Source organism: Archangium gephyra (genome assembly GCF_049060025.1).
GTDB lineage: Bacteria > Myxococcota > Myxococcia > Myxococcales > Myxococcaceae > Archangium > Archangium gephyra_A.
The window spans coordinates 6998531-7022365 of sequence record NZ_JBMEQQ010000002.1; the positions used below are offsets into that span (position 1 = coordinate 6998531).

Consider the following 23835-nt stretch of genomic DNA (forward strand, 5'->3'; position numbering starts at 1 on the left):
ATGGCGGAGAAGAAGAAGAGCACGTGGGGCTACGTGGCCGTCTGGGTGGTGCTGGTGGTGCTGACGGTGGTGACGTGGGTACTGGGGACGAAGGTGAAGCTGGGCCCGTACTCGTTGCCGACGTCATTGGGAATCGCGGTGGTGAAGACGATGCTGGTGGCGATGTTCTTCATGCACCTGGTGGAGCAGCGGGGGACGAGGAGGGTGGTGCTGCCGGTATCGGTGTTGTTCCTGGGGTTGCTGCTGGGAGTGTCGTTGTTGGAGGCGATGACACGAGTCCGGATGGCGAGGCCGGACGGAATCGACGAGGAGCTGGAGCCGAAGCGCCCGGCGTCGACAAGAACAACGCCCCCCGGGACAGGACCCGAGGAACCGAGGTGGATGGGCCACTGAGCGCATCTTTCCAACAACCCCTCGAACAACAACCCCTCTCCCCTCGGGAGAGGGACGGGGTGAGGGTGCCACGGGTCCCAGGTTGAACCCGTGTAAGCCCCCTCTCCCTCTGGGAGAGGGCTGGGGTGAGGGTCTACGGTCCGCGGGAACGCACGGGGCGCCTTCCGGCCGCGCGGAGAGCCGACTGGTCCAACAATCGGACCAGTTGCTCCCCCTCGCGGCCGGAACCTCCCCTCCCCCCAGTCAGGTCTTCCCCCTCCTGGCTTAGGGAGGCGGAGCCTTCACGGTGTGGTTGCGGACGCGGAACTCGTTGTCGAAGTGGCCGCTCTTGAGGGACACCTTGCCGAGGTCATCGGTGGGGGGCGCGTCGGAGCGGAAGGCGAAGCGATCGGCGAGGAGCACCTCGGCGCCACCCGGGGGCCGCACCCAGACACTGTAGGTCCTCGCAACCAGGTCGGTCCGCATGCGCACGTGGTACGTCGTATGGGCCTCGTAGGGGACGCTGGCGAGTGCGGCGTAGGCGGCGCCCCGGCGCACGTCGAAGAAGCCGCTCGGGTTCATGCGGAGGCTCATGGCGAGGCTGGGATAGCCGGTGACGTTGGCGGAGGTGTCCGCGTAGCCGATGACGCCGTCGATGAACTTGCTGAGCGGCGTCACGTCGAACTCGACCACCCGCACGCCGGTGTTGCCGGTGCCCAGGCCGCGCACGCTCTCGGGGAAGCCGAGCGTCGAGAGCCACCCGTCCTGGTTCCACAGCTTGAAGCGCTTCACGGCCTCGACGAGGTAGTAGTCCCCGTAGATGAGGCTCTTGTCGATGTCCTCCCCGCTGGGCTTGATGGCCGTCCTGTAGAAGGCGGTGCCGTGCAGGAGGATGCCGGGGCCGCCGCTGGTGGCGGGGTTGAGGTAGGCGGGGGAAGCGAGGCTGTCGAGCATGGCCAGGGCCGCGTTGCGGTAGCGCAGGGCCACGGCGGGGTCGGCGACATACCGGCTCAACTCCTGGAGCGCGGAGGCGACGACGGCGGCGGCGGAGGAATCCTTCTGCTGCTGGTCCGCGGGCGCGTTGAAGTCCCAGTTGGGGACGGAGTCGGCCGGCAGGCGGGCGAGGTAGTAGTCGGTGACCTTCTGAGCGGCCTGGAGCATGCGTGGGTCGCGCGTGTACCGGTAGGACATGGTGAAGCCGTAGATGGCCCAGGCCTGTCCCCGGGACCAGGTGGAGCTGTTGGAGAAGCCCTGGAACGTGCCCCGGGAGCGGATGGTGCCCGAGGTGCTGTAGTCCACCACGTGGAAGGTGCCGCCGTCGGCGCGGACCATGTCCGCGGCTGTCTTCAGGGCATGCCGCAGCGCCATGTCGTTCCAGGCGGGGTTGCCGCCGTTCCGGGCGCCCCAGAAGAGGAGCTCCAGGTTCATCATGGTGTCGGTGACCAGGGGCACCTGCCAGGTGCCGTCATTCCAATCGCAGCAGTCGATGACGCCCACGGTGGGGTTGAAGCGTCTGGCCAGCGAGCCGGCGGCCGTCAACATCGTCTGCCGGTAGGAGTCATCCCCGGTCAGCCGGTACGCCTCGCCGTAGCTGGTCATGAACTTGAAGCCCAGGTCATGGGTGATCTGACGGAGGTCCGGGTTGCTCTTCTGGATGTCCAGGCTGCGCGTCCAGGCGTCCGCCTTGGTGCGCCAGAAGGGATCCCGCCCCTGCTCGTACATGAGCCAGAGCTGGCCCGGGAAGAAGCCCTGGACCCAGTCGATGTTGGCGGTGTTGGGGACGAGCCGCCACGGGCCGTTGGTGGTGGCCTTGGGGTACTGGTTCGTCGGTATCGAGGGATGGGTGGCCGTGGCGCGCAGCTTCTGCTGCGCGGTTTGTAGGACGCGATCCGCCGCGGCCCCATCAAAGGCCCTGGCGGGACCCGCCGCGAGGATGCAAAGACATCCCACCATCAGCCCGAGGAGGGCTGCGCTGCTTCGTTTCCGGTTCATGTCCTTCTCCTGTCGAGCCCACACGAGGGCATGGAGAAGGAGTGGGTCACTCGTCGGTGTGATGTTTTTTCATGCCGTTGTCCCAAGGTCGGCGAGGAAGGCCGCCGGCTCCTCGATCGAGGCGGACACGCGGCCTAATAAGGGTAGCGGCGGTCCCTCGAGGCGACGAGGCGGACCATCCTCGTCGCGTGGTAGCGCGGGTCCAGGCCGAGCGCCAGGCGCAGGTCCAATCCCGGCAGCTCCCAGGTGCGCTCGGACTGCTCCAGGTCCACGGGGTCCTCGTCCGTGAGCTCCGCCTCGGACTCGAGGTGGCCGAGCCGGCCGGGGCCGAAGCGGGCGCCGAGCCGCGCGGCGAGCGGCTCGTAGACGGCCCTGCGCTCCTGCCCCAGGCGCAGCCAGCACGCGTCGATCTGCTCCTGCGTGGCTCCCGGCGGGTAGCACTCCACCTGCGGGTTGTCCGAGCGCTGGATGACGAGCACCGCCGGAGGATGTCCCTCGAAACGCATCACGCGGATGTCCACGGTGCCGAAGGGCTCCAGGTGCGCGTCCGTGGCGAGCACCTCCACGGCCCTCAGCTCCCGCCCGTCCTCGTCCTTCCAGCCGGTGTCCCGCGGCTCCGTCTCCGTCACCTGTGCTTCCGGAAAGCGCGCGCGCAGACTGTCCGCGGTGGTGTTCCAGCCAATGGGCCCGAACACCTCGGGCAGGGGAGTCTGCGCGGGGCCGGCGGCGGGACGCGGCGCACGGGCATGGCAGGCACACAGCAGGGTGAGGACGAGGAGCCACAGGGAACGGTGCATGGCGGGGTGCAATGCACGGCGTGGGCCCGTCAGCCCTGTCGGGCCCACTCGTTGCCCACGCCGGTGCCCCATGAGGTGAGCCCGGACCTCCCTCCAGCGGCTGCTACGCGGGCAGGGAAGCCGGGTCGCCGTGGAGGAGCCAGTGCAGGGCCGTCTGGTCATCGCCGAAGCGGCGGACGATCTTCGCCGCGCCGCTCGCGCGCTCCACGCGGTTGAGCTGCAGGGCCACGAGGGAGCTGTTCACCAGCTCCGCCATGCGCATCACCCCGTGCTCGACGGCGTAGCGCTGCACCTCGCCGAACATCTCCGCCACCTCCGGCGACGAGGCGCGCAGGCTGCGCATGTCCGCCTTCACCTTGATGCGGCGGCCCGGGAGCTTGCGGATGATGGACTTGAGGTCCTCGGCCAGCTTGCGCATCTCCTCCGGGCGGATGAGTCCCTCCAGGACGAGGTCGATGAGCGCGTGCTGCTTGTCCACGTCCATCCGGTACATCCCCGGCTCCCTTCCCCTTGGCCCTGTGGCACTGGCGCCAGAAAAAGCATCGCGGGGGCGAGGCGGAACCCCCGCTCCCTCCCACGCGCTCCGGAAATGTCGGTTGGTCGGCATGTGGCGAGCCGGGGGAGCGGGCACTCCATGGGGCGTTCACGGGGCAACACCCCTGGCGGCCAGCCGTGCACCCCTGGATGTCGTTGTTGAACCACCACTCCCGGGGAGGCACCAGTGGGGGCATGTCCCTGACTACGGGGACGGAAGGAGCGCACTGGGTGATGGGCGTGAGCGGCACGGTGGACGAGGTGCTCGCGGGCGGCGGCGAGATGGGGGCCCTCCTGCGCGCCATCGACTGGGCCCGGACGCCGCTGGGGCCGGTCGAGGGCTGGCCTCAGAGCTTGCGCTCGCTCCTCAGCCTGCTCCTCACGTCCCCCTCGCCGGTGTTCCTGTGGTGGGGCCGGGAGTTCATCCAGTTCTACAACGACGCCTACCGGCCCATCATGGGCGGCCTGCATCCCCAGGGCATGGGGCAGCGGGGGCCGGACTGCTGGGGGGAGGCGTGGAAGATCGTCTACCCCCTCGTCGAGGCCGCGATGGAGCGCGGGGAGGCGAGCTCCATCCTGGACGGGATGTTGCCGCTCGTGCGCCACGGCTTCGTCGAGGAGTGCTACTTCAACTACACCTACACCCCCGTCCGGAACGAGTCCGGAAGGGTGGGCGGCATCTACTGCGCGGTGACGGAGACCACCCAGCGCGTGCTCGGCGAGCGCCGGATGCGGATGCTGCGGGAGTTGTCGATTCGCACGGCCGCCGACCGGAACGTGGAAGCGGTGTTCCGCTCGATGGAGGACGTGCTCGCCCAGGCGGGCTCGGACCTGCCCTTCGTGCTCCTCTACGCCATCGAAGGGGAGCGGGCCCGGCGGGTGGTCCAGGGCAACCTGCCCGGTGCCGGGGCCGCTGCTCCGGCCGAGGTGGACCTGCGGGAGGATGGCTCCTGGCCCCTCGCCGGGGTGGTGCGCTCCGCCCGGGAGCTGCTGGTGGAGGACCTAGGGGAGAGATTCGGGGTCCTGCCCGGAGGGCCCTGGCCGGAGCCCGCCACGCGCGCCTTGCTGCTGCCGGTACCGGGGATGGAGGGCGAGGCCGCCTACGTCCTCGTCGCCGGCCTCAGCCCGCGGCGCCCCCTGGATGAGGAATACCGCGGCTTCCTGCAACTGCTGGCGCGCCAGGTCTCGTCGGCCCTGGCGGGGGCCCGGGTCCACGAGCAGGAGCAGCTGAGGGCCGAGTCACTGGCGGAGCTGGACCGGGCGAAGACGGCCTTCTTCAGCAATGTCAGCCACGAGTTCCGCACCCCGCTGACGCTCCTGCTGGGGCCGCTGGAGGATGCGCTCTCGGACGAGGGCGAAGCGCTGGGCCCGGCGCAGCGCGAGCGCATCGCCCTGGCGCAGCGCAGCGCCACGCGGCTGTTGAAGCTCGTCAATGCGCTGCTCGACTTCTCCCGGCTCGAGGCGGGACGGACGAAGGCCACGTTCGAGCCGACGGAGCTGGCCGCCCTCACCGCGGAGCTGGCGAGCCACTTCGAGTCGGCGGCGGAGCGGGCGGGCCTGAGCTTCTCGGTGGACACGCCCCCCCTGCCCCAGGCCGTCTGGGTGGACCGCGAGGCGTGGGAGAAGATCGTCTTCAACCTCCTGTCCAACGCCCTCAAGTACACCTTCTCCGGAGGCATCCGCGTGTCGCTCGTGTCCACGGGGGCGGGGGTGGAGCTCCGGGTGCGGGACACGGGCGGGGGCATTCCGAAGGAGGAGCTGCCGCGCCTCTTCGAGCGCTTCCACCGCGTCGAGGGCGCGAGGTCCCGCAGCCAGGAGGGCAGTGGCATTGGCCTCTCGTTGGTGCAGGAGCTGGTGAAGCTGCACGGCGGGAGCGTGGAGGCGGAGAGCACCCCGGGCGAGGGCAGCACCTTCACGGTGCGGCTGCCGTGGGGGAGCGCGCAGGTGTCCCGGGAGCGGCTCGCCACCGGACGCCCGCTGGAGCCGGCGTCCACACGGGCCAGGCCGTACGTGGAGGAGGCCCTGGGCGGCCTGCCCGCGGAGGCCCAGCGGACGCCGGCGCCATCGGACGGGGACGGCTCGGGGGAGGTGCCCCAGGAGCGGGCGCGTGTCCTGCTCGCCGACGACAACCCGGACCTGCGCACCTATATCCACGGGCTCCTGAAGTCCTCCTTCGAGGTGGAAGCGGTGGAGGATGGGGAGGCCGCGTTGCGAGCGGCGCGGGCACGCAGGCCGGACGTCATCCTGTCGGACATCATGATGCCGCGCCTGGGTGGCTTTGGTTTGCTGCGCGAGGTGCGCGCGGACGCGGCGTTGCGGCCGGTGCCGTTCATCCTGCTGTCGGCCCGGGCGGGAGAAGAGGCGAGTGTGGAGGGGCTGGAGGCGGGCGCCGACGACTACCTGGTGAAGCCATTCGGAGGCCGCGAGCTGCTGGCGCGGGTGCGCTCCAACCTGCGGCTGGCCCGGATGCGGGGGGAAGTGGCGCGGCAGGAGGCGCTGTCGGCCTCCTTGCGTGAGGCGGTGCGGGCCCGGGATGACTTCCTCTCCGTGGCCAGCCACGAGCTGAAGACGCCGCTCACCTCCTTCCGGTTGCAGCTGGAGCTCATCCGCAAGGAGCTGGGCCCCGCGCCGGATGCCCGGCTCGCCGAGCGGGTCAGCTCGGCGGGACGCCAGGTGCAACGGCTGGCCTCGCTGGTGGAGACGCTCCTCGACGTGTCTCAAATCACGACGGGCCGCCTCCGGCTGAAGCGGGACAGGCTGGACCTCGCCGCGCTGGTGACGGAGGCGGTGTACCGGAGGCAGGAGGAGCTGACGCGCGCGGGCTGCTCCGTGGTGCTCGAGGTGGATGGCTCGCTGGAGGGGGTCTACGACCGGCAGCGCATGGAGCAGGTGGTGTCGAACCTCCTCTCCAACGCCTTGAAGTACGGGGCGGGCAAACCCATCGAGATGGCCCTGAGGCGCGTGGGTGCGAGGGTCCGGCTGAGCGTGACGGATCATGGCATCGGCATCGCCCGGGAAGACCACGAGCGCATCTTCGAGCGCTTCGAGCGGGCTGTCTCCGTGCGCCACTACGGCGGCCTGGGGCTCGGGTTGTGGATCGTCCGGCAGATCGTGGAGGCGCACGGGGGCTCCATCGTCGTGACGGACACGCCGGGAGGCGGAGCCACTTTCCGTCTGGAATTGCCAGCGGAAGGTACGGAATCATCCAATCTCAGTGCAGTGTCGTGAATGATACGAATTGAGGCCTCCCGGAGAATGGCAAAGCCGGGGTGCCCGTCAATGAATGTCAGACGGAACTCCTATACCCAGACACGCGGCCGGGACGACCCTGGCCGCGGGGCCCGCGAGGGCCTCGTCCCGGAGTTGGGAGCACACCATGGCGAAAGCCCACACCCTGAGCGACAACTTCAACGACAACTCGACGGACACCAGCAAGTGGCTTGCTTTTGGGAAGTATGAGGAGGTCAACCAGCGCCTGGAGCTTCGCCTCGATGGGCTCAGCAAGACCGCCTCGGGCTACACCTCCACCGCCACGTACGACCTGACGGGCTCCCGCTTCGCGCTCGAGGTCATCCAGACGCTGAGGCCCGTCGTGGGGGCGCGCACCTTCCTCCGGGCGTTCGTGACCGAGGAGGTCAATGAGGTGGGGATGCTCGTCGAGAACGGCCTCCTGCATTGCGGCCAGACCGTCGGGGGGACGCGCACCGCGCTGGCGAGCGTGCCCTACGAGCCCGCGCGTCACCTCTGGTGGCGGCTGCGCGAGGACTCGGGGACGACGTACTGGGAGACGTCCGGGGATGGCAAGAGCTGGCAGGTGCTGGCCAGCAAGGTGAACCCGATTTCGCTCACCGCGGTGAAGCTGTCCTTCGGCGCCGGACGGGACGATGGGTTCCCCTCGTTGGGGTTGGCCATCTTCGACTCGGCCAATGCGCCGGACGCGGGCCTCCCCCGCCGAGTGGAGGAGCGGCGCCTGTCGGCCCAGCGCGTGCGGGAGCAGGCCGCGGAGCTCGCGGCCGCGCGTCCGCACGCCGCGCACTTCAACAACAACGACGAGGTCAACTACCCGAGCCGCAACTACGTCGGCAACTACTCCAAGGGCCTGCGCCACGATGCGCTGGGTGACCCGGATCCCGTCTCCTACGGCTCGCTGCTGCGCGCGCTGGAGAGCCGGGACCCCGGGGACTTCGAGGAGATCCTCCTGGGAGGCGCCAAGAAGCTGACCAATCCGCAGGCGGGGCTCGCCTTCGACCTGGAGGCCCCGGACGCCCAGGCCGTCACCCTGCCTCCGGCGCCGCGCTTCGACAGCGAGCAGGCGGCCGATGAGATGGGGGAGCTGTACTGGATGGCCCTGGCCCGCGACGTGCCCTTCATCGACTACGCCACCGGGGCCGCCACCTCCGGCAGCATCATCCAGGGCGCCATCGACTCGCTCAACAACCAGTTCCCCGGCTTCGGCGGCACGCGGACTGTCAACGTGCAGAACCTCTTCCGCGGCATCTACCCCGGGGAGCAGGTGGGCCCGTACGTCTCGCAGTTCCTCCTCAAGGGCAACGCCGACCCGCGCAAGCCGGAGGGCCAGGGGCGCAGCGCGCTCGATGGCTACATCACCTACGGCTCGCAGGTGATCGACCAGAGGCACTGGACGGTGAAGGGCTTCCCGGAGGTGGGGGCCGCCGCCGACTACCTCACCAGCTTCCCTCGCTGGCTGGAGGTGCAGAACGGCCGGGATGACCGGGGCAATGACCAGTTCGACATGACGCGGCGCCGCTTCATCCGCAACCTGCGGGATGGGGCCAACTTCGTCCACTTCGACCAGGTGGTGAACGCCTTCTACAACGCGGCCTTCTACCTGCTGTCCGAGCCCACGGGGAACCAGAACCAGGGCACGGGCCGACCCATGGTGGACATGGAGTTCCCCTCCAATCCGGGCAACCCGTACGACCCGCCCGGCACGGCGGGCGACTCGCGCACCCAGGTGGGCTTCGCCACCTTCGGCCCCATCCACCTGCTGCAGGTGCTCATCGAAGTGGCCGGACGCGCCGGGCGCGCCGTGTGGTGGCAGAAGTGGGGCGTGCACCGCCGCTTGCGCCCCGAGGAGTACGGCGGGCGCGTGGACAACGCGCTCAATGAACGGCGCTCCTACCCGTTCAGCGCGAGCATCAGGAACGCGCTCTCCTACTCCACCGGAGGGCTCGGCCTGCACTTCAGGGCGCGCTACGGCACCGGCTCGTACCTGCTGCCCCAGGCCTACCCGGAGGGCGCGCCCACGCACCCGGCCTACGGCGCGGGCCATGCCACCATCTCCGGCGCGTGCGCCACCATCCTCAAGGCCTTCTTCGATGAGAAGGCCCCCATCGAGAGTCCCGTGGTGTCCAACGCGGATGGCACCGCCCTCACGCTCTACACGGGCGCGGACGCCACGCAACTGACGGTGGGCGGCGAGCTCAACAAGCTGGCGGGCAACATCGCCCTCTTCCGCAACGCCGCGGGCGTGCACTGGCGCAGCGACTACACCGAGTCGCTGCCCCTGGGCGAGAAGGTCGCCATCGGCCTGCTCCAGGAGATGAGCCGCACCTTCAACGAGGATGACGCCTTCTTCCAGTTCACGAAGTTCGACGGCACCACCGTCCGCATCTTCGACGGCTGCGTGGAGCCGGTCGCGGTCCCATGAGCTGAGGCCCGGGACGCCCACCCCAGGTGCGCTCGGCGAGCAGCGCCTGGGGCGGGATGTCACTGCCTGAGCCAGGAGGGGTGGCTTCTCCTGTCAGGGGGAGGTTCCGGCCGCGAGGGGGAGCAACTGGTCCGATTGTTGGACCAGTTGGCACGCCGCGCGGCCGGAAGGCGCCCCGTGCGTTCCCGCGGGAGCACCCCTGAAAGAACGGACTTCCACTGGCTTGGAAGTTGGTGCTGCTGATGAACAACCCCTGCTGCGGCAGCTCGTCCGCACGGGGGCCCTTGTAGCGCAGGATGTAGAGCCCGCTGTTGATATCGGCCATGTAGATCAGCGCGCCTGGCTCCGGGTTGACTCCTCCCTCTCAAGTCATTCCCAGTCGTACTCCAACTCGAGGATCTTGCCCGCGCTGTCCAGCGTGAAGGTCCACTTCAGCGTGACATCCTTGCCGTACACCGCGCGATAGAGGCGTTTGCGCGCGTCGCCGTCCTGACGGTCCTCGAGCAGCGTCATGCGGCCGAGCGGCGGAAGGAGGGCGTTCTCCGGGGTGCCGAAGCTCCGCAGCATGGGCAGGAGCTCCTGCTGGGCGCCCGGCGCGAAGGCGGCGGCCTCGAGCGTGCCGTTCAGCAGGCCCTCCACCGTCCGGCGGAGCACGGCGGTCAGCGCGGGCTCCGCGTCCGGGATGCCAGGCGATTCCAGCTCCGGCAGCGGTGGCAGGTACTGGCTCGCGATGGTGGGGGCCAGCATGGGCAACAGTCCCAACTCGTTGGTCAGGACGATGACCGTCAGCTTCCTGTCCGGAACGCGCAGCACGTCGGCGAGCGAGCCACCCCCGGAATGACCGAAGGCCGGTGAGCCCCGCAGCTTGCGCACGGTGAAGGCCACGCCGAAGCCGCCCTCGCGGCCGTCGTTCAGCTTGAAGGCCGTGGCGGCGTCCCGCTGCAGCTCGGGGGACAGCAGCGTGCCCTGGTCCATGGCCACGGCCCAGCGGACGAGGTCCTTCACACAGGAGAACGCTCCGCCGGCGGAATAGGTGTGGAGGGGGTAGAGGAACCAGGCGCGCTGCTGCACGCCGTCCACGTAGCGGTAGGTGGTGGCGCGGCGCGGGATGACGTCCGCGGTGCGCACCGGCCCCTGCTGCCGCGCGTGCTCGTAGCGCGTGCACGTGAAACCGAGCGGCTGGAAGATGCGGCTCTGGAGCAGCTCCTCGAAGCGCTGGCCGGTGACCTTCTCCATCACGTGGGTGAGCACGACGAAGTCCGTGAGGCCGTATGTGCTGCGCTCGCCGGGCGTGTAGCCCAGGGGCTCCTTCCGGGCGGCCTCGTACCGCTCGGTCATCGAGGCCTCGGTGCTGAGCTGCTCGTCGGGGCTGTCCTTCAAGCCCGACGTGTGGGCGGCGAGGTGCCGCACCGTGAGCGCCTTCCAGCTCTCGGGCGCGTCGGGCAGGTACTTCGACAGGGGCTCATCCAGGCCGAGCTTCCCCTCCTTCACGAGGAGCATCACCAGCGTGCCGGTGAAGATCTTCGTGGCGGAGGCGATTTGAAACGCGGTGTCGGGCCCGGCCTTCGCCTCGGCTTCCAGGTCCGCGAGGCCGTACGTGGCGAGGTGCTCGAGCCGGCCGTCGCGAACGACGGCCACGGCCGTGCCGGGCACATGGTTCTTCTCCATGACGGCCTGGAGGTAGGCCCCGGTGGCGCGGGAAGGGTTGGGCGTCGCACAGCCCGCGGCGAGCAGGAGGGCGATCAGGCATACGAGTTCATGAGGGATTGAACGCATGCGGTCCGGGCTAGCAGTGGAAGCCAGGCGTGTCGATAAGACCTTGCCAGCCGGTCCCTCCCCTCTTAATTTCCAGGGAGGTGCCGAGGGGCGCCTGCCCGAAAAGACGACGTCACCCTCGCTTCACCCTGCGGTCCGACATGTTCTCGATGAGTTCCTTCCACGGCCCATGACGGGGAGCGGCCGACGATGAGGGATTTGTCATGGGAACCCAGTCCCGCACAGTGACTCCCCCCAGCCTCCGCGAGTGCAAGGTCCGGGCATCCATCCTGCTCAAGGACCTGGTGTCCTCCGAGCCGTCACGCGCCACGAGGGCCGCTGAGCGGCTGCGGGCATTGCCCGCCTTCGCGCGCCTGTCTCCCGGCGAGCTGCTCGCACGCAAGGAGGAGGTGCGCCGCAAGCACGCGCTGGCCGTCATCGCGCAGGAGCAGGGCCATCCGTCCTGGGCGGCGCTCAAGCAGGCGCTGGGCGAGGAGGGGCCGCCCCAACTGGACACCGAGGCCTTCTTCGCCAGGAACCGGGGGGCCTTCCTCAACCGCTGGTTCTCCTCCTACGAGGAAGCGCTCGCCTCGCTCCGGACGGTGGGGGGCTACCTCTTCCCCTTCCGCGAGCAGTTCTTCATCACCGACGCCGGCTTCCTCGCCGCGCTCGGGGTGGACCCTTCCGATGCCGACTGGGCGCGGATGGGCTTCAACTGGGTGGAGCCGAAGGACTCGGCCGCCCGGGACCGGCTCGAGCGGAAGCTCATCGCGCTCGGCTACGCGAGCTGACGCGCTCGTCACCGCTGCACCTTTCAAGACACGGAGAAGACACACATGTCCTCGCATGACACGGGAACCCCCCGAGGCGGCCCGTCGCGCCGCGCCGAGTTGAAACGCGCCTACAAGGAGACGCCTCCCCCGATGGGCGTGTACGCCGTCCGCAACCGCGCCAATGGCAAGGTGCTGGTGGGCTCGGCCCTCAACCTCCAGGGGATGCTCAATCGCATCCGTTTCGAGCTGGCCACCGGCATCCACCGCACCTACCCCCCGCTGCAGGAGGACTGGAACCGCCACGGCGCCGACAGCTTCTCCTTCGAGGTGCTCGACGTCCTGCCACCCCCGGAGGAGCCCGGAGCGGACCTGAAGGAGGAGCTGCGGGTGCTGGAGTCCCTCTGGCTCGAGCGGCTCCGTCCCTATGGCGAGGCCGGCTACAACGTCCCGCCGTCACCTCCCAGCCCGTGAAGGGCCGGGAGGTTCGAGCTGGCTCGAGTTCAGGCAATCACTGACACGCCGTCACCAGCCGGCGCTCGGGCCGCGCTTCCCAGTGGCGCTGATGGAAGGCGTAGCCGGCCACCAGCGGCAGGGTCACCGTGGCCTCGCCATACACCATCTGCTCGGCGGTGGTGGCCACCTTGCCCCAACTGCTCGCCTCGCGCAGGGTGGAGCCGGAGAGGGCGCCATCGCGCTCGTCCGCCACGGTGAGCTGCACGGCGTACTTGTGCATGGCCACCGGCTGGCCGACGAAATCCGCCGCCACCACCACGTCCTGGGCGAAGTTCTTCGGCACGCCGCCTCCCACCATGAAGAGGCCCGAGTCCTTCAGGGCGAGCCGGCAGCGCGTCAGCTCCAGGAAGTCCCGGGCGCTGTCGATGGAGAGCTGGGGCTTGCCCGCGCGCGTCCACTGGTGCTGGACGAGCCCGAAGCCCGCCGAGCAGTCGCTGAAGGCCGGGCAGAAGATGGGGACTCCCGCCTCGTGCGCGGCGAGCACCACGCTGTCCCGTGTCTTGCCATGGCGGGCGAGCCAGGCGCCCATCTCGCCGATGAACTCCCGGGACGAGTAGGGGCGCGTCTCCAGCTCGCTGGCGATCCGGGCGATGGTGGCATCGCACTCGCGCAGCTCGTCCTCGTCGATGAAGGTGTCGTAGATGCGGTCGATGTGCAGCTCGCGCAGGGTGTTGTCGTCCGCGTACGGGTTGCCCCGGTAGTGGCGGAAGCCCAGGGCCTCGAAGAAGTCCTGGTCCACGATGAGGGCCCCGGTGGACACGATGGCGTCCACCATCCGGTGGCGGATGAGGTCCACCACCACCTGCTTGAGGCCCGCGGAGAAGAGCGAGCCCGCCAGGCACAGGATGACGCCGCAATCCGTGTCCTCCAGCATGCCGTCGTAGAGGGTGGCGGCGCGGTGCAGGTTGCGAGCCTGGAAGGCCATGTGGCCCATGGCCCGCACGAGCGGGCGGACGTCATGGGCCTTGATGTCGATGTGCTCGATGGTGTCCCGGAGCAGCTCGGTCTTGAGGGGAGTCATGCGGTGTGCGTCCAGGCGGCCGATGGAGAACGTCCCGGGGGCCTGGGCCGCAAGCAAAGACCACCCGGAGCGTCCTACGGCCCGGCACCCGGTGGGGGGCGGGCCGCCATCGGAACGCCGGATGGCTGCAGCGGCTCCTTCTGTGCCATGAAAAAGGGCGCCGCGGCAAGCGGAGGGTCAGGTGTCCGTCTTGGGGCCCTGGCCGTCCCCGGCCTCCCGTGCAAGGCCCGGCGGAAGGACACGGGCCCGCCCGCCCGGGTGCCCTGGGCGTGCAACAGCACTCAATAGATGACGAAGCTCAGGGTGAGGTTGGGGCGCACGCGCTGCGCTCCCCCCAGGGGCAGGTGGACGCCTCCGCCCAACGCGAGCCCCAGCTCCCGCCCCTTCCAGGAGGGGGTGAAGGTGAGGAAGGCATCTCCGCCGCTGCCCTCCAGGGACCGGAAGTCGGAGGAGAGCCCTCCGGCGAGCCCCACCGGCCCCCACTTCACCACCCGCGCCGAGGCGCCCACGCGCAGCAGGCTCTCCGGGCGGAACGAGGTGCCCAGGGTGGCCATCCACGACGGGCCCCACGTCAACCCGCGCGGGGGCTCGTGCCCCGGCGCATTGGCGTAGGTGAAGTTCGCGTCCACCAGGCCCGCCTCCGCCAGCACCCGGTACTTCCCCTCGCCCTCCGCGACGACCTCCTGGAGCTGGACGCGCTGGGTCATCAGCGAGCCGTTCGTCTGTTGCAGCACGGTGCCTTCCACCCGGAAGAGCTGCTCGAGCTGGAGCTCCTCGTCGCCCTGTACCCAGATGTTGGGGTCCTTGAGGTGGACGCGGCCTTGCGCGTCGGTGAACTCGTAGGAGATGACTTGGGGAGACGCCGCCGTGGGCTCGCCCGGCCGGGGCGTGGGCGTTGGCTCCACGCGCGCCGTCCCCGCCCCGCCGCGCTCCCGCTGCTGGAGCCGGAAGGTGGCGTCGGAGAGGCTCTTGAGGCTGAGCCCATGCTCGCGGGTGTACTTCTCGAACTCCGCGTTCTTCGAGAGGAAGGCCTGGTACTTCTCGTTCAGCGTGGCCTGGCTCACCAACCGGCTGCGCGCCGTGCCGAGCTCGGTGTTCAGCGCCTGCATCCGCTGCTCGCTCTCCGTGAGCTTTCCCTGGAGCTGGCGCTGGTACTCGGCGTCCCGCCGCCTCCAGTCCGCGTCCCGGTAGCGGTGGTAGGCGTAGGCGCCACCCGCCGCGGAGCCGAGGGCGACCAGCAGCAAGGCGGACGCCTGGGTGGCGAGGTTGCGTGACATGGGGGACTTCTCCGCGGAAGGGGTCAGCCCTCAAGACCCGCGACTGTTTTCCGCGTGAAAAGCCCCGATTAAATTCCGGGGAGCCTGAAAACGAAGGGCGCCGTCCCGGAGGACAGCGCCCTGGGTTCAACTCACCCGCGAGGGCCTAGTTGCAGAGCCAGATGCCCTTGGAGTTGCAGAAGCAGTACTGGGGGCCCGTGCTCGCGCAGCACTCGCCCTCATCACCCTCGTTGCAGGCGTACTGCTTGAACTGGGTGCACGTGATGCCGGCGTTGCACGGGACCGGCGGGCACCGGGTGATCACGCCGTCGCAGGTGACGGACGCGCTCTGGACGGTGCAGGTGGCGTTACCGGAGCAGCTCACCGTGCTCCCGTCCCAGCAGCTCTGGGTGGAGGAACAGATGGCCTGGGTGTTCTCCCCGATCAGCTCGCTCTCCTCCGCGACCGTCGGAGCCCCACATCCAATAAGGGAAATCCCTACGAGAACAGCAAAAGCGGCGAAGTTCATCTTCATGGCAATACCTCCCTGGTCAGGTTTTCAGGAGGTAACAGAGGGCAGCTCAGGAAGGCAAAATGTTTCGAGTGCAATGCAATTGATTGACGGCACTGTTGCGAGCCGGTGCGCGCGGGGGGCGCCCAATCCCTGCCATGGCGGGGGCCGTTGAAGTGCCCCCCGGGAAAACCCTTACGTGACCCGCGGGAGCCCCGGGGCCCTTTCGCTTTCAGCGCCCTGGGTCAGGCGGAGACGTTCCGCCGCGGTGCTGCCTGGGGCGTGGACCCGGATGCCGCGGCCTTCGCGCGCGCCTCGTCGAGGGAGACGGGCCCGGGGGCCTCCTGGGGAGCCGGCTCGAGCAGCCCGAGCTGGAGCAGGAGCTTGTGCACCTCGGTGTCGGCCCAGTCGTACGCGTAGCCGAGCAGGAAGAGCGCCAGCAGCGTCTGGCCGCGCAGGGCGATGGCCCGGGAGAGCCGCTCGGAGGACGACTCGGGCAGCAGCCGGCGCAACCACGCGGGGACACGCTTCAGGAACTTCTCCGGATGGACGAAGTCCTCCGCCGAGAGGTCCGCCTGCTCCAGGCCGCGCAGGAAGGGCAGCTTCCAGAGCTGGGGCACGGGGGCCGCCAGCCGCACGATGGCCTTGAGCACCGGCACCTTCACGCCGTGCTCGAGGCGCCAGCGCGCCCGCTCGCCGATGCCCGCCTGCAGGCGTCCCTGGAGTTCTCGCACCCGCTCCGGCGTCAGCCCGTGCCAGGGCTTCGTCTGCGAGTAGAACATGTGCCGCGAGAGGTACTCGCGCAGCTCCCGCAGCTCGGGCGTCTCCCGGAGCGTGTCGCCGCCCGTCTCCACCAGCCAGCGCGCGATGCGCGAGCGCGAGGCTCCCGCGGACCAGAAGATGGCCAGGTCCAGCATGTGCGAGAGCACGAAGAAGCGGCTGTCCGCGATGGCCGCCGTGTACTTCTCGCGGATCATGTTCCGCATGATGTGCCAATCCTGCCGCGTCGCCCGGTTCACCCGCTCGAGGTACTCCCGGTCCATGCCCTCGCCCCGCAGGTCCTGCTCGACGAGGTTGGCGATGTGCCAGGAGCTGCACCAGCGCCAGCGAGATGCCCTGGCTGTAGTAGGCGTCCACGATGGAGGCCGCGTCCCCCACCATGCCGTAGCGCCGCGGGCTCACGAAGGTGTCGGTCATGTACTGCACGTCGCGGTACATGCGGAACTCGAGCATCCGCTCCTTCGAGAGCACCTTGGCCAGCGGGGGATGGCGGTTGAAGAGCTCCCACATCTGGGCCTCGGGCGTGTCACCCGGCGGCGGCTTGCGCTGGTCGAACGTCGCCCCGACGCTGATGCGCTCCTTGGACAGACGGATGACCCAGATCCAATAGCCCTCGCCCCACAGGTGCAGGGTGTGCAAGTCCCGCGAGGTCTGGTCCCCATCCGCGTACGTGTGGACCCACGGCTCGCCGAAGAGGTCGTCCGTGATGCCCTCGAACTGCCCCCAGACGGCCGTCGTCTGGAAGCCGTCGTCGAGCTCGACGGTGTGTTTGAGTTTCTTGGCCAGCAGGCGGTTGCGCCCCGAGCAGTCCAGCACCCACCTGGCCTGCACGGTGCCCTCCGTGCGCGTGGCCTGACAGGCCCAGCGCACCTCGTGGGGCCGTGGGCTGTCCTCCTCCTGGATGACCACGTCGCGCACCTTCACGGTGTCCAGGAAGCGCACGTTGGGGAAGGCCCGGAGGGACTCGCGCATGACGTCCTCGGCCTCGGGCCGGACGATCTGCACGTCCATGAGCGCGGCCCGGAAGTAGCGTTTGTCCGCGGCCTCCTCGTACAGGTAGTGCGGAGGGTCCGCGTGGACGCCCCACTCGGACGTCGCCTCGAAGCGCTGGGCGTGCTCCAGGCCGTAGGTGAACCACACGCCGTGCTTGGGGAAGCACTCCCCGGCGAACCCATCCAACCCGCCCACCGTGCGCAGGAAGGGGTTGGTGAAGATGAGGAACGACTCGCCCACCTTGAAGCTGCGTTTCTGTCCTCGCGCGTTGTCGAGCAGGACGACCTGGAAGCCCCGCTTCGCGTATTGCAAGGCATTGAAGAGGCCGACGATTCCGGCGCCCATGATGGCCACATCGGCCGCGGTGGCTTTCGACTGTCCCTGTGCGTCCTGCTCCATACCGTGCACCCTCCCCGCGCGTGACGTTTCGTCTCGTTGGAGGTGCAACGTAACGGAATCCCACAAGTCGCACGAGGGTGAACCAGGACGCAGCGGCGGTGGTGAATGCGACGCTGGGGTGGAGCGGCGCGGCGCTCTCAGGGCACTTCCGCTGGCTGTTCTGGACAGAGGGAGGAGCACGCCCCTCCCACCGGAGCCGAGACAACCTACGGGGTGAACGTCGCGTCAGTTGCCGTGCCCGTTACGCACGCAACGGGGGCCGTTTCCGGAGCCGCCCGGGCAACCCTCGCCGACGCAATAGGCGGGTGCGCCCTCCACCGTGGGACGACCCGAGCGGTCATGGGGCACATGGACCGTGCAGCGTGCCGGGGCGGAGTTCCCCGCTGGATCGGTGACGACATAGTGCACCGTGTACACGCGCCCATCGGAGGCGCCCTGGCGCTCGGCACGCAGGTTCACCCGGTAGGAGTCGAGGATGACGATGTCCTCGCAGGTGTGCCCGTCGCCCGAGCCGGTGGCGTCCTCCACCTCATCGGAGGTGACGTGGGTGATGCGGCCCACCTCGTTGATGGGCAGCACCCCGCTGCACTCATCCCAGGGATCGGCCGCGCAATCGCTCAGCTTCAACTGGCGGTAGGAGTGATTGGGGGGCCAGAGCGATACTCGCTTGTCCTCGCCGGGAACGGGAGGCGTGACATCGAGCTTGAGGATGGCGGTGTTGTTGTCCTCGCGGCACTCGAGCTCACGGCCGGTGCCGGTTCCGTCGTCATCGACCACGGCCCACACCTGCGTGAGGCCGGGAGGCGGGGCCACTGGCAGTTCCACGATGACTTCGCTGCCGGCCTCGAGCTTCTTGGCCAGGGTGGCGACCCCGACCAGCGTGCCGCCCGCGGCGGGGTCATCGCGGTAGAAGGCGACCTTCAGGCCGGCGGAGGCAGCGGCCTCACCCTGGTTGCGCACGCGCGCTTGCAGGCGCTGCATGCACTCGTCACCCAAGGGGGAGATGGTGAGGTCCGCCGCGGCGAAGGGACTCAGGGAGCCGTTACCCTGGGTGTTGGAGCGGAAGGTGTTGAGGCCCGACGTGAGCCAGTTGGTGGCGGGACGGGTTGGGATGGAACCATCGTTGTTGACGTGGGTGACCGAGTAGGCGTGCTGGTTCCAGATGGGCCGGGTGTTCACCCAGATATCCCGCCGGTCTCGGAACGCCCGGATGCCGGTGGGGCCCTCGAAGGCATAGTTATTCGAGGCCACCACGAGCTCGGCGTTGTCGTCACCGTCCACGTCCACGACGACGGGGTTTTCGACGATGGTGCCCGACGCGTGCGGCAACTCGACACGCACCGCACCAGTGGCACCGTCGTAGACGCGCAGACGAACCTCGTCGGCGTAGACCACCTCGGACCGGCCATCACCCTCGAAGTCGAAGGTGGAGGAGCCGGTGACCTGGGAGCTGTAGTCCTTGGTGCCCTTCTCCCACTTGACGTCTCCATTGGCCTCGAAGACCACGTACTTCTCTCTTCCGGCGATGCCAATCTCCGGCTGACCGTCACTATCGAAGTCCGCGATGTTGGGCGCGCCACCACCGCTTCCAGGCACTGCGGTCGTCCACAACGCCCGGCAGTCCTGATCCAGGAGGGAGACGTTGCCGCCCCACACCACGACGATCTCTCCGTAGGGATCCGCGTCGAAGTTGGCGACACCGGTGAAGCCATGGCCAATGCTACCGTTGGTGCATTTCAGCTTGCCGTCATGCTCGTAGACGGAGCTGCCAGTAATGACCTCGAGGAAGCCATCCTGGTCGATATCAGCGGCGAAGGACAGCGGGCCCGAACCTGCTGCGCCTGCCCACTTCACGGCTCCCTTGTTGTCGAGGACGACACCGCCAGCGATCAGCTCGACGCTGCCATCTCCCTCCAGGTCCGCCAGGGAAATGCCACTGCCCCCCGTAGCGGGCGCGGTGGTCCGGAATTTCAGGGCCCCGGTGTTCTCGAAGCAGATGACCCCGGCGTTGCCTGACGGAATGGTGCAGAGGTCCACCCGGCCATCCTTGTCGATGTCACCAGCGGCGATACTCGCTCCGGGGTACACCCGGTAATCCTTGTGTGTGACGGCCCACAGGTCGCGCCCCGTGTCTCCACTGATGGCGCGCATCACGCCGTCCTCCTGGTAATTGCCGTCGGCGAAGGTGTGGAAGATGACGTCTGGAATGCCATCTCCACTCACATCCACGACCACCGGAGTCATCATGACCTGGTCGTAGTTGCTCGCGATGGGGCTGCCGTCCCAGTGCCACTCCAGCTCAGGCTCGAACGCGGCACCGGCGGGGGGTTTGACCTCGCACTGCCCGGCCATCAAACCCTGTTCACTCTCTTCGGATACGCGAGTGCAGGAGGCCAATCCCAGCACTGCCACCAGCCATGAAACACGCGACGGCATCCACCACGCCTTGGGCTTGAAGCCATGGGTCATGCATTTCTCCAGGGATTGTTTGGTTCAAATACAAAAATCACACGCGGAGGTACAGCGGAGAGTTCAATATTCTTATCAACCTACATGGAGGCTGGATTGCGCGGAGGGTGGTTGGGAATGCGACCCGCGTGTATCGCATTGCATCATGAATCGGGCCAGGAGCGAGAAGCCCTATAAACCCTGACCTCCCTGTTACCGCCCAATCCCTGTCAAGAAAAGCAAATCGTGTCTCTTGGGGAAGCGGGGAGGGTGTCTGGATTTCCAGGCAGGAACGAGTCCTTCGACACTTGCCCGGACAGCCCGGGGGATCGTGCTACCCCATGAGGGACGCCCACTGGACGGCACGAGACTTCCTGAAGGCGGCCTGGGAGTTCGATCGGATGACGCCTGACCGCGAGTCGTGGACGGAGGCGCTGCTGGCGTCGAATCCGCCCGGTCTCGTGCGGCTGCAACGGCTGCGCGCGCTCGCGAAGGCGTTCCGACGTCCAGCCCGGTTTCAAGACTTTGTGGTCGGGAAACTTCATCATGAAGATGAAGCGGCCGCTTGAGCGCTACGAGTCCTTCCGCCAGCGCGTTTTGAGCGACTGTGAGACGCAGTTCCCCGAGGTGCTCCGGTTTTAGTTCTGCCCGCTTCCGCGTGGAGCAGCCAGCCATCCGTGCTGGAGGGCCCGGGCCGTCCGCGCTTGCACAGCCGGGCGGGCTCGAAGCGGCTGGCTGCCCTGCCTTGCCGGGAACAGTTCAGGGTCACACGTTCAACCCGACGGAATGGGCTCCGGGACGGGGCTGGGCACGGGCCCGCGGGTGGGCCGTGCGTTCGTGGTGACGGGGGCGGTGGGGGTGAACGCGGCGAACGAGGACGTGGCGCCGCGGCTGTTGTTCGGAGTGCTCGGGCGCATCGAGGGAGGAGCCATGCCCATTCTCTACCTGCTGCTGGGACTGGGGCTGCTGGCCCTGTGGGTGGTGGCGCTGGTGCAGGGGGGCGTGGTGGGCTGGTTCCTCTGGCTGACCTTCGGGGTGGCCATCGGCGTGGTGACGCTGGCCATCCTCAACTTCGCCTACGAGTGGAGGCGGAGGGCGACGTGAGCAGGGGCCGCGCGTGCGCGGCGGTCGAGAGGAGGAAGGCCGTGGAGAGCTGGAAGATGCCCGAGAAGGACCTGTCGACGAACGAGCTCGTCCGGCGGGCGATGAGCGAGGCGCGGCTGTTGGCCAAGGCGGAGTTGCTGCACGCGAAGGTGGAGCTCGCGCACGAGGTGAAGGCGGCGCGCGTCTCGGGCCTCTTCGTGGGAGGCGGGGCGGCGCTGGCGCTGGTGGGGCTGGCCATGCTCTTCGTCGCGGGGGCGGATGCCCTGGCACTGCCGCTGTGGGCGGGGGCGCTCATCGCGGCGGGCGTGGCCTTCGTGCTCGCGGCCGTGCTCGGAGCCATCGCCTGGACGAAGCTGCCCAAGAAGCCCATGCGTCACACCCTGGAGCGCATGTCCGTGGACCTCGAGGAAGCTCCGGCAGCACGTCGCGCTCACGAAGCACTGAGGCCGCGTCTCGGGCCACTGGCATCGCCCCGAGCCGGGCCGCTAGGGTGCCGTGCGCGCCGGGGCCATGAGGGCTCCCGCGACACGTTCCGGAGACATCGACGATGCGGCTGCGCACGACACTCCTGCTGGGCCTGCTGACTGGCTGTGCCACCACGGCCTCCTCCAAGCCCGAGGCCCCCACTCCGGCCAGCGCCGAGTCGGCTCCGCCCTCCGAGAAGATCGACCTGAAGGCGCTCGCCGCGCGCGAGCTGGCGCCCCTGTCCAAGCAGCAGGTGGCCGCGCCGGATGGCTCCTTCACCGGCGAGGTGGAGGCCGCGGGCGCTCCCACCCTCCAGCAGGAGGAGGGGGTGCTGGTGATGAGCGTGCCGCTGGGCACCGGCAGCCCGCTGTCGTGCTTCGTGTACTCGCAGCCGTTGGACGCGGGCGACTCCATCTACCGGCTGGTGCGGATGGCCGGGCAGCACACGAACCTCACGCTGGTGCGCACCACGGACGTGCGGCTCATCGGGGACAGCCCGGCCGTGTACGCCGAGGCGCAGTACCTGGTGGACACGCCGCGGGGCAAGGCGGCGGGCCAGGCCAAGATGATGGTGTACACGCATGACCAGGTGCCGCTGGTGTGCACGCACGACGAGCTGGGCTACGCGGAGAGCTTCAAGCGGGTGACGAGCGGGCTGGCCGGCTCGCTCAAGAGCGCCGCCGGGACGCCGCCGGCCCCGCGTTACTTCGAGTTCCACGTCATCCGCGTGAAGGGCCACCCGGTGGGCTTCGAGAAGCGCGCCATGCGCGAGGTGGCGGGCGGCGCGCGGATGACGGAGGTGGAGTCGAGCCTCCTGCTTCCGCGCACGCCCCAGGAGCTGATGGTGCAGGACACCGTGTCCTCGGAGGTGGCGGACAAGGACGGCAAGCTGGTGGCGCGCGACTATGCCCGCTCCCGCAATGGCGAGCTCGACCTCCAGATGTCGCTCGAGCAGGTGCGGGGCCGCGAGTACCACTACGAGGGCAAGCACAGCGGCAAGGACCTCAACGGCGACTTCACGGCCCCGGCCGACCTGGCCACGGAGCCGGCGACCGCGCGCCTGGTGCGCGAGCGCCTCGTGCCGGGCAAGGACAAGGAGCTGACGCTGCACCTCTACATCCCCTCGGCCAACCCGGTGGCGCCGGTGCGGCAGGTGCTGCGCAAGACGGCGGGCGGCGCGCGCGAGCTGACGGTGGAGATGGGCTCCATGAAGGGCTCGGTCACCGTGGACGCCCAGGGCATGGTCGAGAAGGTGGTGATGCCCATGGGCGAGGGCCTGGAGCTGGTGCAGGAGCGCCTCCACGTGAGCGGGACGCCGTGAAGAATCCCTGAACGCGGTGTCCATGGCGGCGGGGCGGCGCGCGTGCTAGTGCGCCCCGCCATGCCGTCCACCCCCGGGGCCTCGCGCACCCGCCTGTTGCTCGCCTACATCGCCTGTTTCGTCCTCTGGGGCTCCACCTGGGCCGTGGTGAAGGTGGGCCTCCAGGACCTGCCGCCGCTGCGCTTCGCCGGGGCGCGGATGATGCTCGCCGGACTGGTGCTGCTGCCCTTCAGCGGCCTGCTCCGGGCCCGGCTCGGCGCGCGCACCTGGGGCCTGCTCATGGGCGTGGGGGTGCTCCAGATTGCCCTCCCCTATGGGCTGCTCTTCATCGCCCAGCAGTGGATTCCCTCCAGCTGGTCCGCGCTCCTCTTCTCCACCTATGCGGTGTGGCTGCTGCTGGTGGGGCGCCTGCTGCTGCCGGATCAGCCCCTCACGCCCCTCAAGCTCCTCTCGGCGGGGCTGGGGCTCTCCGGGATTGTCGCGCTCCAGTACGAGCACCTGCACGGGCTCGGCCTCACCGGCCTGGTGCTGGCCGGGTGCGTGCTCACCCTGGTGGCCACCGTCTCCATTTCGCTGGCCAACGTGCTCGTCCGGCGCTCGCTGGCGCACGTGCCCACGGGCCTCTCGGTGTGCGTGCAGACGCTGAGCAGCTCCGTGCTGCTGCTGGCCGCCTCCGCCGCCTTCGAGTCCCACCTGCCCGGCCACTGGACGCCCCGCGCCCTGCTCTCCATCGCCTACCTCGCGGTGTGCGCCACGGCCCTCACCTACCAGCTCCTCTTCTGGCTGCTCGCGCGCGTGCCGCTGGCCGTCGTCGGCGTCATGCCGCTGCTGGACACGCTGGTGGCCGTGCTGCTGGGCGTGGCGCTGCTCGGCGAGCGCGTGGACTCCTCGCTGCTGCTGGGCGGTGCCCTCATCCTCTCCGGCGCGGCCCTGGCCAACTTCCCGTCCTCGCCTCGCGCCCAGGCCTCCCCCGAGACTCCCCCCGGGGCTCCTGAAGTGGCTCCCCCGGGCGGCGAGCCCCTGGCGTCCGCGCCCCGGCAGGTGGCCTGAAGCCCCGCGCGGGGAGAGGGCCGTGACGATTCGTTGACGGGCGAGCACCTGACGCCGGGCGTCGGCTAGGATGCCGCGCC

19 protein-coding genes and 1 pseudogene are annotated in these 23835 nt (G+C 69.2%); 10 read left to right on the forward strand and 10 right to left on the reverse strand.

All coding sequences use genetic code 11. The features are described 5' to 3' along the window. Entirely contained in the window at positions 1–393 is a 393-nt protein-coding gene (locus ACN28I_RS30390) for a cytochrome C oxidase subunit IV family protein (RefSeq protein ID WP_420945411.1), read from the forward strand. A 264-nt stretch (positions 394–657) separates the two neighbouring features. Here ACN28I_RS30390 and ACN28I_RS30395 read toward each other — a convergent pair whose 3' ends face one another. From ACN28I_RS30395 to ACN28I_RS30405, 3 genes are all read right to left on the reverse strand, one after another. Further along, on the reverse strand, positions 658–2364 hold the full coding sequence (locus tag ACN28I_RS30395) for a glycoside hydrolase family 88 protein (protein WP_420945412.1): 1707 nt from the start codon (positions 2362–2364) through the stop codon (positions 658–660). Positions 2365–2498: 134 nt separating this feature from the next. Then, complete coding sequence (locus ACN28I_RS30400; protein ID WP_420945413.1) at positions 2499–3161, reverse strand: hypothetical protein; 663 nt, start codon at positions 3159–3161, stop codon at positions 2499–2501. A gap of 103 nt (positions 3162–3264) precedes the next feature. Continuing rightward, positions 3265–3654, reverse strand: a complete 390-nt coding sequence (locus ACN28I_RS30405; protein WP_420945414.1) for a hypothetical protein — start codon at positions 3652–3654, stop codon at positions 3265–3267. Between the two features lie 236 nt (positions 3655–3890). On the opposite strand from ACN28I_RS30405, the gene ACN28I_RS30410 reads away from it, so the two are divergent. After that, positions 3891–6923 carry an ATP-binding protein gene (locus ACN28I_RS30410; protein WP_420945415.1) on the forward strand — a complete coding sequence of 1011 codons (3033 nt, stop codon included), beginning with the start codon at positions 3891–3893 and terminating at the stop codon, positions 6921–6923. A 148-nt stretch (positions 6924–7071) separates the two neighbouring features. Beyond that, positions 7072–9366, forward strand: a complete 2295-nt coding sequence (locus tag ACN28I_RS30415) for a vanadium-dependent haloperoxidase (protein WP_420945416.1) — start codon at positions 7072–7074, stop codon at positions 9364–9366. 369 nt (positions 9367–9735) lie between these two features. Here ACN28I_RS30415 and ACN28I_RS30420 read toward each other — a convergent pair whose 3' ends face one another. Then, positions 9736–11142 carry a serine hydrolase domain-containing protein gene (locus ACN28I_RS30420; protein WP_420945417.1) on the reverse strand — a complete coding sequence of 469 codons (1407 nt, stop codon included), beginning with the start codon at positions 11140–11142 and terminating at the stop codon, positions 9736–9738. A 203-nt stretch (positions 11143–11345) separates the two neighbouring features. Here ACN28I_RS30420 and ACN28I_RS30425 point away from each other — a divergent pair, with 203 nt between their 5' ends. Together ACN28I_RS30425 and ACN28I_RS30430 are read left to right on the forward strand one after the other, a co-directional pair. After that, complete coding sequence (locus tag ACN28I_RS30425) at positions 11346–11912, forward strand: hypothetical protein (RefSeq protein ID WP_420945418.1); 567 nt, start codon at positions 11346–11348, stop codon at positions 11910–11912. A 45-nt stretch (positions 11913–11957) separates the two neighbouring features. Then, positions 11958–12365, forward strand: a complete 408-nt coding sequence (locus ACN28I_RS30430; protein WP_420945419.1) for a GIY-YIG nuclease family protein — start codon at positions 11958–11960, stop codon at positions 12363–12365. Positions 12366–12402: 37 nt separating this feature from the next. Here the strand turns inward: ACN28I_RS30430 and ACN28I_RS30435 are convergent, their stop codons facing one another. The 6 genes and pseudogenes from ACN28I_RS30435 to ACN28I_RS30460 all read right to left on the reverse strand — a co-directional run bounded on the left by ACN28I_RS30435 (position 12403) and on the right by ACN28I_RS30460 (position 19836). Next, positions 12403–13428 (reverse strand): 1,9-bis(guanidino)-5-aza-nonane synthase, encoded by a 1026-nt coding sequence (locus ACN28I_RS30435; protein ID WP_420945420.1) that lies wholly within the window; start codon positions 13426–13428, stop codon positions 12403–12405. Between the two features lie 281 nt (positions 13429–13709). After that, positions 13710–14705: a hypothetical protein gene (locus ACN28I_RS30440; protein WP_420945421.1), complete on the reverse strand. Its 996-nt coding sequence runs from the start codon at positions 14703–14705 to the stop codon at positions 13710–13712. A 145-nt stretch (positions 14706–14850) separates the two neighbouring features. Continuing rightward, positions 14851–15219, reverse strand: coding sequence for a hypothetical protein (locus tag ACN28I_RS30445; RefSeq protein WP_420945422.1), 369 nt, complete (start codon positions 15217–15219; stop codon positions 14851–14853). Positions 15220–15440: 221 nt separating this feature from the next. Continuing rightward, on the reverse strand, positions 15441–16238 hold the full coding sequence (locus tag ACN28I_RS30450) for a hypothetical protein (protein WP_420948904.1): 798 nt from the start codon (positions 16236–16238) through the stop codon (positions 15441–15443). Between the two features lie 118 nt (positions 16239–16356). Further along, a pseudogene (locus tag ACN28I_RS30455) lies at positions 16357–17367 on the reverse strand (NAD(P)/FAD-dependent oxidoreductase); the annotation flags it as partial. A 225-nt stretch (positions 17368–17592) separates the two neighbouring features. Beyond that, entirely contained in the window at positions 17593–19836 is a 2244-nt protein-coding gene (locus tag ACN28I_RS30460) for an FG-GAP-like repeat-containing protein (RefSeq protein ID WP_420945423.1), read from the reverse strand. Positions 19837–20156: 320 nt separating this feature from the next. Here ACN28I_RS30460 and ACN28I_RS30465 point away from each other — a divergent pair, with 320 nt between their 5' ends. The 5 genes from ACN28I_RS30465 to ACN28I_RS30485 all read left to right on the forward strand — a co-directional run bounded on the left by ACN28I_RS30465 (position 20157) and on the right by ACN28I_RS30485 (position 23755). Beyond that, on the forward strand, positions 20157–20384 hold the full coding sequence (locus tag ACN28I_RS30465) for a hypothetical protein (RefSeq protein ID WP_420945424.1): 228 nt from the start codon (positions 20157–20159) through the stop codon (positions 20382–20384). A gap of 217 nt (positions 20385–20601) precedes the next feature. Beyond that, positions 20602–20919 carry a hypothetical protein gene (locus ACN28I_RS30470; protein WP_420945425.1) on the forward strand — a complete coding sequence of 106 codons (318 nt, stop codon included), beginning with the start codon at positions 20602–20604 and terminating at the stop codon, positions 20917–20919. Positions 20920–20960: 41 nt separating this feature from the next. After that, a complete protein-coding gene (locus ACN28I_RS30475) occupies positions 20961–21503 on the forward strand; it encodes a phage holin family protein (protein WP_420945426.1) in 543 nt (180 codons plus the stop codon). After that, on the forward strand, positions 21467–22705 hold the full coding sequence (locus ACN28I_RS30480) for a hypothetical protein (protein WP_420945427.1): 1239 nt from the start codon (positions 21467–21469) through the stop codon (positions 22703–22705). The genes ACN28I_RS30475 and ACN28I_RS30480 overlap by 37 nt, the downstream gene beginning before the upstream one ends. A gap of 60 nt (positions 22706–22765) precedes the next feature. Further along, on the forward strand, positions 22766–23755 hold the full coding sequence (locus ACN28I_RS30485; protein WP_420945428.1) for a DMT family transporter: 990 nt from the start codon (positions 22766–22768) through the stop codon (positions 23753–23755). Positions 23756–23835: the final 80 nt, after the last annotated feature.

Excerpts from the sequence above, each read along its gene's own strand:
- ACN28I_RS30400 (WP_420945413.1), bottom strand. The coding sequence starts at position 3,161 with ATGCACCGTTCCCTGTGGCTCCTCGTCCTCACCCTGCTGTGTGCCTGC.
- ACN28I_RS30440 (WP_420945421.1), bottom strand. The coding sequence starts at position 14,705 with ATGTCACGCAACCTCGCCACCCAGGCGTCCGCCTTGCTGCTGGTCGCC.
- ACN28I_RS30465 (WP_420945424.1), top strand. The coding sequence starts at position 20,157 with ATGAGGGACGCCCACTGGACGGCACGAGACTTCCTGAAGGCGGCCTGG.
- ACN28I_RS30405 (WP_420945414.1), bottom strand. The coding sequence starts at position 3,654 with ATGTACCGGATGGACGTGGACAAGCAGCACGCGCTCATCGACCTCGTC.
- ACN28I_RS30420 (WP_420945417.1), bottom strand. The coding sequence starts at position 11,142 with ATGCGTTCAATCCCTCATGAACTCGTATGCCTGATCGCCCTCCTGCTC.
- ACN28I_RS30485 (WP_420945428.1), top strand. The coding sequence starts at position 22,766 with ATGCCGTCCACCCCCGGGGCCTCGCGCACCCGCCTGTTGCTCGCCTAC.
- ACN28I_RS30430 (WP_420945419.1), top strand. The coding sequence starts at position 11,958 with ATGTCCTCGCATGACACGGGAACCCCCCGAGGCGGCCCGTCGCGCCGC.
- ACN28I_RS30450 (WP_420948904.1), bottom strand. The coding sequence starts at position 16,238 with ATGGACCGGGAGTACCTCGAGCGGGTGAACCGGGCGACGCGGCAGGAT.
- ACN28I_RS30435 (WP_420945420.1), bottom strand. The coding sequence starts at position 13,428 with ATGACTCCCCTCAAGACCGAGCTGCTCCGGGACACCATCGAGCACATC.
- ACN28I_RS30470 (WP_420945425.1), top strand. The coding sequence starts at position 20,602 with ATGGGCTCCGGGACGGGGCTGGGCACGGGCCCGCGGGTGGGCCGTGCG.
- ACN28I_RS30460 (WP_420945423.1), bottom strand. The coding sequence starts at position 19,836 with ATGACCCATGGCTTCAAGCCCAAGGCGTGGTGGATGCCGTCGCGTGTT.
- ACN28I_RS30395 (WP_420945412.1), bottom strand. The coding sequence starts at position 2,364 with ATGAACCGGAAACGAAGCAGCGCAGCCCTCCTCGGGCTGATGGTGGGA.
- ACN28I_RS30390 (WP_420945411.1), top strand. The coding sequence starts at position 1 with ATGGCGGAGAAGAAGAAGAGCACGTGGGGCTACGTGGCCGTCTGGGTG.
- ACN28I_RS30445 (WP_420945422.1), bottom strand. The coding sequence starts at position 15,219 with ATGAAGATGAACTTCGCCGCTTTTGCTGTTCTCGTAGGGATTTCCCTT.
- ACN28I_RS30425 (WP_420945418.1), top strand. The coding sequence starts at position 11,346 with ATGGGAACCCAGTCCCGCACAGTGACTCCCCCCAGCCTCCGCGAGTGC.
- ACN28I_RS30410 (WP_420945415.1), top strand. The coding sequence starts at position 3,891 with ATGTCCCTGACTACGGGGACGGAAGGAGCGCACTGGGTGATGGGCGTG.
- ACN28I_RS30480 (WP_420945427.1), top strand. The coding sequence starts at position 21,467 with ATGCGGCTGCGCACGACACTCCTGCTGGGCCTGCTGACTGGCTGTGCC.
- ACN28I_RS30415 (WP_420945416.1), top strand. The coding sequence starts at position 7,072 with ATGGCGAAAGCCCACACCCTGAGCGACAACTTCAACGACAACTCGACG.